The sequence below is a fragment of the Stenotrophomonas sp. TWI700 genome, assembly GCF_039673645.1.
Taxonomy (GTDB): domain Bacteria; phylum Pseudomonadota; class Gammaproteobacteria; order Xanthomonadales; family Xanthomonadaceae; genus Stenotrophomonas; species Stenotrophomonas maltophilia_AA.
This window is the reverse complement of sequence record NZ_JBDJMB010000034.1, coordinates 1-12,500: the sequence shown is the minus strand read 5'-3', so window position 1 is coordinate 12,500 and position 12,500 is coordinate 1. Positions and strand designations below refer to the sequence as shown.

Here is a 12,500-nt window from a genome sequence, read left to right as displayed (position 1 = left end):
AGGGTCCCGCCCGGGATCAATCCTGGGCGGTGAAGGTGAAATTGATCGTGCGCGCAAACACCGACTCGAAACCGCGGTACGGCAACGGCTGGGCGTTCAGCACGGCGGCCTCGATCGAGTGGCGGCCGGCGTCGTCGAACGGGCAGTTGCCGCTGACCTTGGCCTGGATGACCTGCCCGCCGGGGATCTGGGTGATCGAGACCTGGCAGCGCTGGCCCAACGGGACTGAGTCCGGCCGGGTCCACTGGGCGGAGACCTTCTGCTGGATCGCGGCGGCGTACTTGGCGCTGAGGTCGTCGCTGGTGCCCCCTGCCCCGGCCGCCGGCTTGGCCGCACCGGTGGCACCGGCGGTCGAGGCCGAGGCATTCGCGGCCCGCGCGGCGGTGACCTGGCGCAGCTTCTGCTCGGCCAGCTTGGCTTCGTTCTCGGCCTGCGCCCGCTTGCGGCGGATCTCGGCCAGCTTCTTGTCGCGCTCGGCATCGGCCTTGGCGTCGTTGGCCTTCTGTTCCTGCTCGGCCAGCTTCTTCTTTTCCGCCTCTTCCTGCTGCTTGGCCAGGCGCAGCTTCTGCTCGGCCTGTTCCTGGCGCTTGCGCTCGGTCAGGTCGATCTGTTCCTGGCGGCGCTTGGCTTCCTGCTCCTGCTTGGCCTTTTCAGCCGAGATCGCCAGCGCGTTGACCGCTTCCTGGTCGACCTTGTCGGGCTGGGCGATGCGCTCCTGCGCCTGCGACTGCTGCGGGGTCGGCGCGTCCTGCGGGCGCGGCTCGGGCAACGGCTGCGGCGGCGGCACGGTGTCTTCCGGAATCGGCTCGGGCTCGGCGACCGGCTCGGGCAGGTCCGGCAGCGATTCGGAGGCACGCAGGGCCTGGCGCGCGGCCGAGGCTTCGGACGCGGACAGCTGCAGGCTGGCTTCGATGGCCGGATCGCCGGCGGCCGCTTCGGTGGTGCGTTGCGGCGACCACAACCAGGCGGCGATGAAGATCAGTGCCAGCAGCAGATGGACGCCGAGCGCCAGCGCGATCGGCAGGCCCCACTCCTCATCCCGTGCGCGCTGCGGTGGCAGGGCTTCAGTGTGCATCGGTCGCCAGGCCCACCTTTTCCACGTTGGCGCGCTTGATCACGTCCATGGCCGCGACCACCTTTTCATAGGCCACGGCCCGGTCGGCGGCGACGATCACGCGCAGGTTCTTGTCCTGCGAGGAAAGCGCGGACAGCTGGGCCTGCAGGCGGGCCGCATCCATCGGCTCCGGGTCCTTGGCCTCGGGCAGCTTCAGGCTGAGCTGGCCATCCAGGCGGACGGACACGACGACGGGATCCTGCTTGCTCTCCAGCGCCTTGGCCTGGGAGGTCGGCAGATCCACTTCAAAGCTCAGCGTGAGCAGCGGCGCGGTCACCATGAAGATGATGAGCAGCACCAGCATGACGTCGATGTACGGCACGACGTTGATTTCGGATTTGAGCTTTCGGCGCTTGCGGCGGCCAATGGCTGCGGTCATGGCAGGACTCCTGTGCTGGGCGCTTACTCGTCGCCCGCGGTCTGGCGCTGCAGGATCGAGCTGAACTCTTCTGCGAAGGTTTCAAAGCGCACCGACATGCGCTCCACGCGGGTGGTGAAGCGGTTGTAGGCCCACACGGCCGGGATCGCCACGAACAGGCCGATCGCGGTGGCGAACAGGGCTTCGGAGATGCCCGGGGCAACCGAGGCGATGCCGGCCTGCTCACCGCTGTTGATCATGTCGTGCATGGTCACCATGATGCCGAACACGGTACCGACCAGGCCCACGTACGGGGCGGTCGAGCCGATGTTGGCCAGCAGCTCCAGGCTGCGCTCCATCTGGTCCACTTCACGCGTATAGGTGGTGCGCATGGCGCGCTGGGCGCCCTCGAGCTGGGCCCGGCCATCCAGGCGACGCTTGTCGCGCAGGCGGGTGAACTCGCGGAAACCGGCTTCGAAGATCGCTTCCAGGCCGCCGACCTTGCGGTTGCGGTCGGTCGCCGCGCTGTACAGCTTGCCCAGGTCCGCGCCGGACCAGAAGCGGCTTTCGAACTCGTCGGCCTCACGGTTGGCGGCGTTGAACACGCGCGCCTTGCGGAAGATGATCACCCAGCTGATGAACGAGCCGGCCAACAGCAGCAGCACGATGATCTTCACCGGGATGCTGGCCTTGATCATCAGGTCCAGGTAATTGATGCCACCGCCATGCGCGGCTTGGGCGACAGTCTGCGCCGCGGCGCTGGTGACTTCCTGCGGCAGCGCTTCGGTCACCGTGGCCTGCAGGGCCAGGAGCATTGCGATCATCCGTTGTTCCTCAGTGTGCGGATTCTGGAAATTCGAGGTGTTTCAGCGCGGCATGCAGTGCGTCATCCATGCCACGCGGCTTGAAGGTGGTTGCATCGAGCGCGGCGATCTTCACCTGCGCGGTCAGCAGTGTCTGGTCGCCCCGGCACACGGCCTGGGCGAACACCATGCTGGCGCGCTTGCACTGCACCAGCGTGGCGGTGACATCCAGCGCATCATCCAGGCGCGCCGGTTTGAGGAAATCCATGGTCATGCTGCGCACCGCGAACACCAGGCCGTGGTCGCAGCGCATGCGCTCCTGACCATACCCCAGTGCACGCATCCATTCGGTGCGCGCCCGTTCCATGAAGGCCACGTAGCGGGCGTGGTATACGACCCCGCCAGCATCGGTATCTTCCCAGTAAATGCGTGTCGGCCAACTGAATCGCGGCTCAACCCGGGGATCAACCGACATCCGGGACCTCCGCGAACAGGTCGGCCGGCGGGTTTTTCGGCTTCAGGCCCATGTGCCGGTAGGCCTTGTGCGTGCACATGCGGCCCCGCGCGGTCCGGATCAGGAACCCCTGCTGGATCAGGTACGGCTCGACCACGTCTTCCAGCGTGCCGCGTTCTTCGGACAGGGCCGCGGCCAGCGATTCGATGCCGACCGGGCCGCCGTCGAAGTAGTCGACCATGGTCCGCAGCAGGCGCCGATCCAGCTCGTCGAAGCCTTCCGGGTCCACCTTGAGCATCTGCATCGCGGCCTGGGCGACGTCCTGGTCGATGTGGCCGGCGGCCTTCACCTGGGCAAAGTCGCGCACGCGGCGCAGCAGGCGGTTGGCGATACGCGGGGTACCGCGCGAACGCCGTGCGATCTCGGCCGCGCCTTCGGCGGTGCAGTCGATGTTGAGGATGCTGGCCGAGCGCCGGACGATCTTCGTCAGCTCTTCGGGCGTATAGAACTCCAGCCGGTGCACGATGCCGAAGCGGTCGCGCAGCGGCGCGGTCAGCAGGCCTGCACGGGTGGTCGCGCCGATCAGGGTGAACGGCGGCAGATCGATCTTGATCGAGCGGGCCGCGGGGCCCTCGCCGATCATGATGTCGATCTGGAAATCTTCCATCGCCGGGTACAGCACTTCTTCCACGACCGGCGAGAGGCGGTGGATTTCATCGATGAACAGCACGTCGTGCGGCTGCAGATTGGTCAGCAGCGCGGCCAGGTCACCGGCTTTTTCGATCACCGGGCCGGAGGTGACGCGCAGCGCGACCCCCAGCTCGTTGGCGATCACATGGCTCAGGGTGGTCTTGCCCAGGCCCGGCGGCCCGAAGATCAGCACGTGATCGAGCGCGTCGCCACGGGCCTTGGTCGCCTCGATGTAGATCGACAGCTGCTCGCGCACCGGCGCCTGGCCCAGGTAATCGGCCATGCGCTTGGGGCGGATGCTGGCGTCGGTGCCCTCGTCTTCGCGGGTGGCACCGGCGGCAATGATGCGGTCGTCGGTCATTCGGCAATTATGCGGCAAAAGCGGCGCGATCCGCGCCCAATGGTGCCGGCCGCTGGCCGGCGCCGCGCGATGCAGATGTCATGAGGAGCCGGCCAGCGGCCGGCACTACCGGGAACGCATCGCCAAAGGCGCGGGGATAAGGGGGAATGCCGCCGGGGCCCACGGTTTGCATCGCAAACCGCGGGGTAGCGGCCGACCGTTGGTCGGCCGTCCGGTCAGATCTCCACCTGCGCCCCGAGCTCGACCAGCCGATTACCCGGAATCCGGAAGAACCCGGTCGCCGGTGCCGCATTCCGGTGCATCAGCGCGAACAGCTTGTCGCGCCAGATCGGCATGCCGCGATTGGCGGTGGCCACGATGGTCTCGCGGCTGGCGAAGAACGTGGTGTCCATCGGGTCGAAGTAGATCCCGCCGTGGTCGCACGAGCGCATCAGCGCCAGCGGCACGTCCGGGGTCTCCATGAAGCCGAAGCGCACGTAGATCCGGTAGAACTCATCGCCCACCGACTCGATCTTCAGGCGCTGGCCCGAGGGCGCGTACGGCACCGGCAGCGTCACCACGTGCAGGAACACGTTGCGCTCGTGCAGCACCTTGTTGTGCTTGAGGTTGTGCATCAGCGCATGCGGGGCCACCGAGGGGTCGGCGGTCAGGAACACGGCGGTGCCCGGCACCCGCACCGGCGGAGCCAGCATCAGGCCCGGCAGGAAGGTGTCGATGCGGATGCCGTCCTTGCGGATCTCATCGCGCAGCAGCTCGCGCCCACGCCGCCAGGTGCGCATCATGGTGAACAGCACGATGCCCAGCACCACCGGGAACCACGCACCCTGCAGCAGTTTGGCGCCGTTGGCGATCACGAAGCCCAGGTCGATGACGAAGAACACCACGCACAGCGGGATGATCCAGTTGCGGGCCTTGGGCCACAGTGCACGGGCGACCAGCGCCAGCAGCAGGGTATCGATCAGCATGGTCGCCGAGACCGAGATGCCGTAGGCCACCGCCAGGTTGGAGGAGCTGCGGAAGGCCAGCACCAGCCCGATCACCATCACCGCGATGCCCCAGTTGATGCCCGGGATGTAGATCTGCCCGATGGTGTCGTGCGAGGTATGGGTGATGCGCATGCGCGGGATGTAACCCAGCTGCATGGCCTGGCGCGAGACCGAGAACGCCCCGGTGATGACCGACTGCGAGGCGATCACCGCGGCCATCGTGGCGAGGATGATCATCGGGTACAGCGCCCAGTCCGGCACCGCTTCGAAGAACGGGTTCTTGACCGCCTCGGGGTTGTTGAGCACCAGCGCGCCCTGCCCCAGGTAGTTCAGGACCAGGCACGGCAGCACGAAGAAGTACCAGGCATGGCGGATCGGCTTGGCGCCGAAATGGCCCATGTCCGCATACAGCGCCTCGCCACCGGTGACGGCCAGCACCACCGCGCCGAGGATGAAGATGCCGTGCCAGCCGTGCTCCATGAAGAAGCGCAGCGCCCACATCGGGTTGAAGGCCTTGAGCACTTCCGGGGCGTCGACAATGTTCCAGATGCCGATCGCGGCGAGCGAAATGAACCAGATCGAGGTGATCGGCCCGAACAGCTTGCCGATTTTCTCGGTGCCGAAACGCTGTACGGCAAACACCGCCAGCAGCACCACCACCGTGATCGGCACGATGAACGCATGCAGCCCGGGCGCCGCGACCTCCAGGCCTTCGACCGCACCCAGCACCGAGATGGCCGGGGTGATTACGCCGTCGCCGAAGAACAGCGAGGCGCCGAAGATGCCGAGGATGCCGACCACATAGGCCGAGCGCGACCCGTTGCGCAGGGTGCGCTGGGTCAGCGCCATCAGCGCCATGATGCCGCCCTCGCCGTCGTTGTCGGCGCGCATGATGATGGTGACGTACTTGAGCGTCACCACGATGTTCAGCGCCCAGAACGCCAGCGACAGCACGCCCAGCACGGTGTCATGGTCGCTGGTGAGGCCGTAATGCGGAGAAAAGGCTTCTTTCAGCGTGTAGAGCGGGCTGGTGCCGATATCGCCGAACACCACGCCGATGGCGCCGATCATCAGCGCCATGCCGCCGGCCGCCGGCGCGTGGCCGTGCGGGGTCTGGCCGTCGCTGTGCTGGGGGGAAGTGGTGGACATGGGGCTCCGGGCGGATGCAGTCGTTGGTGTCGTTAGCTAGGGAAAGGCGCGCGGCTCAGCGCAGCGCGGCCTGCAGGGCCTTGCGGATGACGGTGGCGACATCGTCGCCCTCGGCGTTGGCATCGCGCGCCATGCGCGCCGCTTCCACCGGCTTGTAGCCGAGCTGCTGCAGGGCCACGGTCGCCTCGGAAACCGGGTCGGTCGCCGGTGCGGCACCCGCGATCGGCGCGCCGCCACCGCCGAAATTGGCGGCGCGGTCGCGCAGCTCCAGCACCATGCGCTCGGCGGTCTTCTTGCCGATGCCCGGAATGCGGGTCAGCGCGGTGATGTCACCGGCCTGCAGCATGCGGGCGAATTCGTCCACGCTCACGCCGGACAGCACCGCCAGCGCGATCTTGGCGCCGATCCCGCTGACCTTCTGCACATCGCGGAACAGGCGGCGCTCGCCCTCGCGCAGGAAGCCGTACAGCGAGACGCTGTCTTCCTTCTGCGCGTAATGGGTGAACAGGGTGACCTCGCGACCCAGCTCGGGCAGGTCGTAGAAGGTGCTCATCGGCGCCTCCAGTTCGTAACCGACGCCATTGACGTCGACCATGAGCCACGGCGGCGCCTTGTAGGCCACGATCCCGCGCAGACGACCAATCATGCAGTGTTCCTCATTTCCGGCTCCAGGCCTGGCGCGCATTGACGCCCAGGCGCAGCGCCGTGGCCCGGACATGGGCGTGGGTGATCGCCACGGCCAACGCATCGGCGGCGTCGGCCTGCAGCTTGGTTTTCAGGTTGAGCATGAGCCCGACCATGTGTTGGACCTGTTGTTTTTCCGCGCCACCGCGGCCGACCACGGCCAGCTTGATCTCGGTGGCAGCGTATTCGCTGACCGGCAGGTCGCGCATCACCACGGCCGAGATCGCCGCGCCGCGCGCCTGGCCCAGCTTCAGGGCCGAATCCGGATTGCGCGCCATGAACACCTTTTCGATGGCCACTTCGTCGGGGCGGTATTCCTCGACCAGGGCGGTCAGGCCGACCACCAGCAGCTTCATCCGCTGCGGGAAGTCGTCGGCGCCCAGCAGGACCAGCGGCAGGTGATGCACGTGCACCACCTTGCCGGCGGCGTCCACATCAATGATGCCCACCCCGGTGCGCTGCGAACCGGGGTCGATGCCAAGAATGCGCGTCATGCGGCACGCACACGGCCGCCCGCGGCCCGGGAGGGACACATGCGGCGGGGATAACGGGGAACGCCTGGGGTCATCATGGTCCGCATTGTCCGCTCACCGGTCGCGCAAAGCGACCGATGAAGCGCCCGCTCAGGCGTAGGCGTCCGCGCCGAGGTCGGCGTTGGAGAACACATCCTGCACGTCGTCCAGGTCTTCGAGCATGTCCAGCAGCTTCTTGACCTGCAGGGCGGTGTCGCCCTCGACCTGGATGTCGTTGTCGGCGCGGTAGGTGATTTCGGCGTGGTCGGGCGTGAACCCGGCGGCTGTCATCGCATCCTTGACCGCGTGGTAGCTGTCGGCCGCGGTGACCACGTCGATCGCCCCATCTTCCGGGTAGACCACGATGTCGTCCGCGCCGGCCTCGATCGCCGCTTCGGTGACGGCTTCTTCGTCCGCACCGGCGGCGAAGTGCAGCACGCCCAGGCGCTTGAACATGAACGACACCGAGCCTTCCGTGCCCATGTTGCCGCCGCACTTGCTGAACGCATGGCGGACATCGGCCACGGTGCGCACGCGGTTGTCGGTCAGGCAGTCAACGATCACGGCCACGCCACCGGGCGCATAGCCCTCGTAGCGGATCTCTTCGTACTCGACGCCTTCCAGCTCACCGGTCGCCTTCTTGATGGCGCGCTCGATCACGTCCTTGGACATGTTCGAGGACAGACCCTTGTCCATGGCCACGCGCAGGCGCGGGTTGTTGTTGGGGTCGCCTCCACCGCCGCGCGCGGCTACGCCGATCTCGCGGATGATCTTGGTGAAAATCTTGCCGCGCTTCGCGTCAGACGCGTTTTTGCGGTTCTCGATGGAGGGGCCTCTACCCATGGGGTGACTCTCGTGTTTCTGTCAGGAACAGGGCGCGAATTCTACCTGATCCGCCGGCCGGCCCGTGTCAGTGCCCAGCCCGCTCAGGCGGCGTGGGCCGCATCATCGCGCCGGAACCGGCCATCGCGCAGGAACGCAGCGGTCTGGCGCGCGGCATCGGGCGAGAACACCAGCCCGCTGTGGCTGGCCGGGATCACGCAGTGGTCGGCCAGGCCCGGCAACTGCGTCTCATCCAGCGCCACGGTGCCATCGGAGGCATCGCCACAGGCGCCGAGCAGGCTGCCCAGGCCGTGCGGGACCGAGCCGGCGATCAGCCCGACCTGCGCCCTGCCCTCCCACGCCGGCAGGCCATCCAGCAGCAGTTCCGAGCTGCGGCCGAGCGCCAGCGACCAGCCGTGATCGCTCAACGAGCGCGCGGTCACGCTGCCGCGCAGCGGCGAACCCAGGCATACCACCCGCGACACCGGCAGGTCGGGCGCCCGCCGCAGGGCCTCCAGCGCGACAAGCCCGCCCAGGCTGTGGCCGACCAGGGAAACCGGGCCACTGCCCTGGAGCCGCTCCAGCAGCTGGGGCACGGCCACGTCCGGGCCGCCGAACACGCTCGAATAGCCGAAGGTATCCACGGCGAAGCCACGGGCGCGCAGGCGCCAGGCCAGGGGGCCGACCCAGGCGCGTGCGTTCCAGATGCCGTGCAGCAGTAAAACAGGGGGATTCATGGTGTCAGCCTAGCCCGTTGGGCGGGGCGCCTGCAGAAGGAAACAGCGTCATTAGACGAATGGACCGGACAACGGCAGGTGAAGCCGCTGCGGGCTCTGAAGGCGTCGCGCTCAGGCCGCCGTGGGCGGGCGGCGCAGGATGAACTCCAGGTCGAGCACCTTGCCGACCGGGAACTCATAGGTACCGACCTTGCTGAAGCCGTAGCGGGCGTAGAAACGCTGCGCGCCGAAGTTCTCCGACCACACGCCCAGCCACAGCGTGCGCGGTCCCTCGCGTTCCAGCCAGGCCAGCGCGGTTTCGAACAGGCGGCTGCCCCAGCCACAGCTCTGCTGGTCCTTGATCAGGTACAGGCGCTTGAGCTCGCCATCGCCGGGCTGCACCTCGGCATGCGGCAGGCCACAGGGACCGGCGGCGGCATGGCCCACGGCGACACCGTCCAGCTCCAGCAGCCAGACCGCGTAATCGGGGTGTTCAAGAATGATGCGCTGGCGCTGCGCCGGGTACGCCTCATCGAGGAAGGCCTGGAGGTCCTCGGCCGGGTACAGATGGCCGAAGGTTTCCACGAACGTGCGCGTGGCCAGCACCGACAGGGTCTGGGCGTCGTCCGGGGTGGCGCGGCGGATGGTGTAGCGGCCTGGGGTCACGGCGGGAGCATCGGCATCGGCGAGAACGGCCAATTTACCTGAACGTGGCGGCGATGGCGCCCCACGACCCTCGAACATGTCGATCATGGCGGGCAGGATCCGCAGCAGGCACCGACCACCGGTCGGTACCTGCCACGTGTCGACGCCGACCGCGAGCCGGCGCGTCCCGGCTTATTCCTTGACGGCGCGCGGGCGGACCTGCACGTGCACTTCGGCCAGCTGCTCGTCCGGGATCGGCGACGGCGCGCCGGTCATCAGGCACTGCGCGCCGGTGGTCTTCGGGAACGGGATGACGTCGCGGATCGACTCGGTACCGGCCATCAGCGCGGCGATACGGTCGATGCCGAACGCGATGCCACCGTGCGGCGGCGCGCCGAAACGCAGCGCATCGAGCAGGAAGCCGAACTTGCCCTCGGCCTCTTCGGCGCCGATGCCCAGCAGCTCGAACACCGCACTCTGCATGTCCGAACGGTGGATACGGATCGAGCCGCCGCCGATCTCGTTGCCGTTGAGCACCATGTCATAGCCGCGCGACACGGCGGTCCTGGCGTTGGCGCGCAGGTCGGCGATGTCGTCCACCGCCGGGGCGGTGAAGGGGTGATGCAGGGCGACGTAGCGCTGGGCTTCGTCGTCGTACTCGAACATCGGGAAGTCGGTGACCCACAGCGGTGCCCAGCCGGCGGTGACCAGGTTGAAGTCCCTGCCGGCCTTCAGGCGCAGGGCGCCCATGAAGTCGGAGACCTTGTTGTAGCCACCGGCGCCGAAGAACACGATGTCGCCGTTGCCGGCACCGACGTGGGCGACCAGCGCGGCGAAGGCCTCTTCGCTGAAGAACTTGGCGATCGGCGAGCTGACTTCACCGCTCTCGCCGATCTTGATGTAGGCCAGGCCCTTGGCGCCGTACTTGGCGGCATGCGCGGCGTATTCGTCGATCTGCTTGCGCGACAGGCTGGCACCGCCCGGAACGCGCAGCGCGGCCACGCGGCCATCGGCATCGTTGGCGGCGGCGGTGAATACCGGGAATTCGTTGGTCTTGACAAGCTCGGCCACGTCCACCAGCTCCAGCGCGATGCGCAGGTCCGGCTTGTCCGAGCCATAGCGACGCATCGCCTCGGCCCAGGTCATGCGCGGGAAGCTGGCGGCCAGCTCCACGTCCACCACTTCCTTGAAGATGGCGCGGATCATGTTCTCGACGAAGTCCTGCACATCCTGCTCGCGCACGAAGGCGAACTCCATGTCCAGCTGGGTGAATTCCAGCTGGCGGTCGGCGCGCAGGGCCTCGTCGCGGAAGCAGCGCGCGATCTGGTAGTAACGGTCGAAGCCGGCCACCATCAGGATCTGCTTGAACAGCTGCGGGCTCTGCGGCAGGGCGTAGAACTCGCCCGGGTGCATGCGCGCCGGCACCAGGAAGTCGCGGGCGCCTTCCGGGGTGGCCTTGGTCAGGATCGGGGTTTCGATGTCCTGGAAGCCGGTGGCGTCCAGGTGGCGGCGCAGGGCCTGCACCAGCTTGATGCGGGTGCGCTGCATGCGCTGCATTTCCGGGCGGCGCAGGTCCAGGTAACGGTACTTCAGGCGGGTTTCCTCGCCCGGGTTCTCGTGCGCGTGGAACGGCAGCGGCTCGGCCTTGTTGAGGATGGTGATGGCCGTGGCGATCACTTCCACCTTGCCGGTGCGGAGCTTGTCGTTGGCCGCATGGCGCGCGCGCACCACGCCTTCCACCTGCAGCACGTCCTCATAGCCCAGGCTGGCGGCCACGGCGAACACGGCCGCGTTGTCGACTTCCACCGTCACCTGCACGATGCCTTCATGATCGCGCAGATCGATGAAGCACACGCCGCCCTGGTTGCGGGCGACGTCGGTCCAGCCGGCGAGGGTAACGGTTTGGCCAATCAGGGTCTCGTCGACCAGGCCACAGAAGTGGGTACGCATGGGGGTAAAGCTCCGCAGGAGAATGCCGGCACCAGGTTGCGCCGGACAGCCCTTTATTCTGCGGGGTCGGCCCGGCCGGGGCAAATCCCCCGCGCCATGTGCCGGCCCGGGGGCCCCGGATGGCCCGTCCGGGCGGCATCACGCCTTTTGAACCCCGACTCTCCCTATAGTCCGCGCACCAACGACCGCAAGGGATGCCGCCATGAACAGACGTCTGACCGTTGCCTGCCTGGCCGCCGCACTGGCCTGTACCGCCCCGGCCGCCCAGGCCCAGATGAGCACCCGCGCCTACGCCCCGGAAAACCTGTCGCAGCTGTCCAGCAGCGACCGCAGCCGGGTCATCACCCAGGAATACGCCGACCAGTCCAATGGCCGCCGGATTCCGGACGACCAGCTGCGCTTCTACCTGGCCCAGGTCAACTCGGGCTGGAACTTCTCGCGGATCAAGCAGGACATTGCCACGTCGCTGCGCGGCAATGGCAGCGGGGGCGGCTGGAATGGCGGCGGCAACGGCCCGGGCAACAGCGGCACGGTCCGCTGCGAAAGCCAGGACAACCGCGAGCGGGTCTGCAACACCGGCTGGCGCAGCGCCCGGCTGTCGCGCCAGATCTCCGGCACCACCTGTACCGAGGGCCGCAACTGGGGCTCGCGCAACGGGACGGTGTGGGTCAGCGGCGGCTGCCGCGCCGAGTTCGTCGAGGGCCGCGGCAACGGCGGCAACTGGGGCGGCGGCGGCGGTGGCACCGGCGCGACGATCCGCTGCGAGAGCCAGGACAACCGCGAACGGAGCTGCAACACCGGCTGGCGCAGTGCGACCCTGGTCCGCCAGATCTCCGGTACGGCCTGTGTCGAGGGCCAGACCTGGGGCGTGCGCAATGGCGCGGTCTGGGTCAACCGCGGCTGCCGCGGCGAGTTCGCGGAAGCACGCGGCAACAGCGGCGGCAACTGGGGCGGTGGCGGCGGCAACAGCAATTACAGCGTGACCTGCAGCAGCAACGACAAGCGCCAGCAGACCTGCGCCTGGGACGACCGCCAGGGACGTCCGGCACTGGTCCAGCAACTGTCCGGCACGGCGTGCGTGGAAGGCCGCAGCTGGGGCTACAGCAACGGCAGCCTGTGGGTCAGCGGCGGCTGCCGCGCCCGCTTCGGCGCGCGCTGAGCGCCCCCTCGCGAGGGTGGCCCCCGCGGGTGGGGACCCACCCGGCGGGCAAGGCGCCCAGACCCCGGCGGAACCCCACAGGGGTTAGGCGCCCCGG

Annotated in this window: 13 protein-coding genes; 1 reads left to right on the top strand and 12 read right to left on the bottom strand. The window is 68.1% G+C overall.

The window, feature by feature from the left end; translation table 11 throughout:
* Positions 1-16: 16 nt before the first annotated feature.
* The 12 genes from tolA to aspS form a co-directional block, all read right to left on the bottom strand.
* Positions 17-1,075: a cell envelope integrity protein TolA gene (gene tolA, locus ABE473_RS16970; RefSeq protein WP_346490300.1), complete on the bottom strand. Its 1,059-nt coding sequence runs from the start codon at positions 1,073-1,075 to the stop codon at positions 17-19.
* Entirely contained in the window at positions 1,065-1,493 is a 429-nt protein-coding gene (gene tolR, locus ABE473_RS16965; RefSeq protein WP_121039140.1) for a protein TolR, read from the bottom strand. Before tolR ends, tolA begins: the two co-directional genes overlap by 11 nt.
* Before the next feature lie 23 nt (positions 1,494-1,516).
* Positions 1,517-2,296, bottom strand: coding sequence for a protein TolQ (gene tolQ, locus ABE473_RS16960; protein WP_228884069.1), 780 nt, complete (start codon positions 2,294-2,296; stop codon positions 1,517-1,519).
* A 10-nt stretch (positions 2,297-2,306) separates the two neighbouring features.
* On the bottom strand, positions 2,307-2,750 hold the full coding sequence (ybgC, locus tag ABE473_RS16955) for a tol-pal system-associated acyl-CoA thioesterase (protein WP_176988418.1): 444 nt from the start codon (positions 2,748-2,750) through the stop codon (positions 2,307-2,309).
* Positions 2,740-3,780, bottom strand: a complete 1,041-nt coding sequence (gene ruvB, locus ABE473_RS16950) for a Holliday junction branch migration DNA helicase RuvB (protein WP_121039149.1) — start codon at positions 3,778-3,780, stop codon at positions 2,740-2,742. The genes ybgC and ruvB overlap by 11 nt, the downstream gene beginning before the upstream one ends.
* Before the next feature lie 215 nt (positions 3,781-3,995).
* Complete coding sequence (locus tag ABE473_RS16945; protein ID WP_346490319.1) at positions 3,996-5,846, bottom strand: potassium transporter Kup; 1,851 nt, start codon at positions 5,844-5,846, stop codon at positions 3,996-3,998.
* 124 nt (positions 5,847-5,970) lie between these two features.
* Positions 5,971-6,561 (bottom strand): Holliday junction branch migration protein RuvA, encoded by a 591-nt coding sequence (gene ruvA, locus ABE473_RS16940; protein WP_046274332.1) that lies wholly within the window; start codon positions 6,559-6,561, stop codon positions 5,971-5,973.
* A 10-nt stretch (positions 6,562-6,571) separates the two neighbouring features.
* Positions 6,572-7,093 carry a crossover junction endodeoxyribonuclease RuvC gene (gene ruvC, locus ABE473_RS16935; RefSeq protein ID WP_121039160.1) on the bottom strand — a complete coding sequence of 174 codons (522 nt, stop codon included), beginning with the start codon at positions 7,091-7,093 and terminating at the stop codon, positions 6,572-6,574.
* A gap of 129 nt (positions 7,094-7,222) precedes the next feature.
* Complete coding sequence (locus ABE473_RS16930; protein WP_346490299.1) at positions 7,223-7,954, bottom strand: YebC/PmpR family DNA-binding transcriptional regulator; 732 nt, start codon at positions 7,952-7,954, stop codon at positions 7,223-7,225.
* An 83-nt stretch (positions 7,955-8,037) separates the two neighbouring features.
* A complete protein-coding gene (locus ABE473_RS16925) occupies positions 8,038-8,670 on the bottom strand; it encodes an alpha/beta fold hydrolase (RefSeq protein ID WP_346490298.1) in 633 nt (210 codons plus the stop codon).
* Between the two features lie 111 nt (positions 8,671-8,781).
* Positions 8,782-9,315 carry a GNAT family N-acetyltransferase gene (locus tag ABE473_RS16920; RefSeq protein ID WP_346478830.1) on the bottom strand — a complete coding sequence of 178 codons (534 nt, stop codon included), beginning with the start codon at positions 9,313-9,315 and terminating at the stop codon, positions 8,782-8,784.
* Between the two features lie 171 nt (positions 9,316-9,486).
* Positions 9,487-11,244: an aspartate--tRNA ligase gene (gene aspS, locus ABE473_RS16915; protein ID WP_346490297.1), complete on the bottom strand. Its 1,758-nt coding sequence runs from the start codon at positions 11,242-11,244 to the stop codon at positions 9,487-9,489.
* A 202-nt stretch (positions 11,245-11,446) separates the two neighbouring features.
* Here aspS and ABE473_RS16910 point away from each other — a divergent pair, with 202 nt between their 5' ends.
* Entirely contained in the window at positions 11,447-12,403 is a 957-nt protein-coding gene (locus ABE473_RS16910) for a DUF3011 domain-containing protein (RefSeq protein ID WP_346490296.1), read from the top strand.
* Positions 12,404-12,500: the final 97 nt, after the last annotated feature.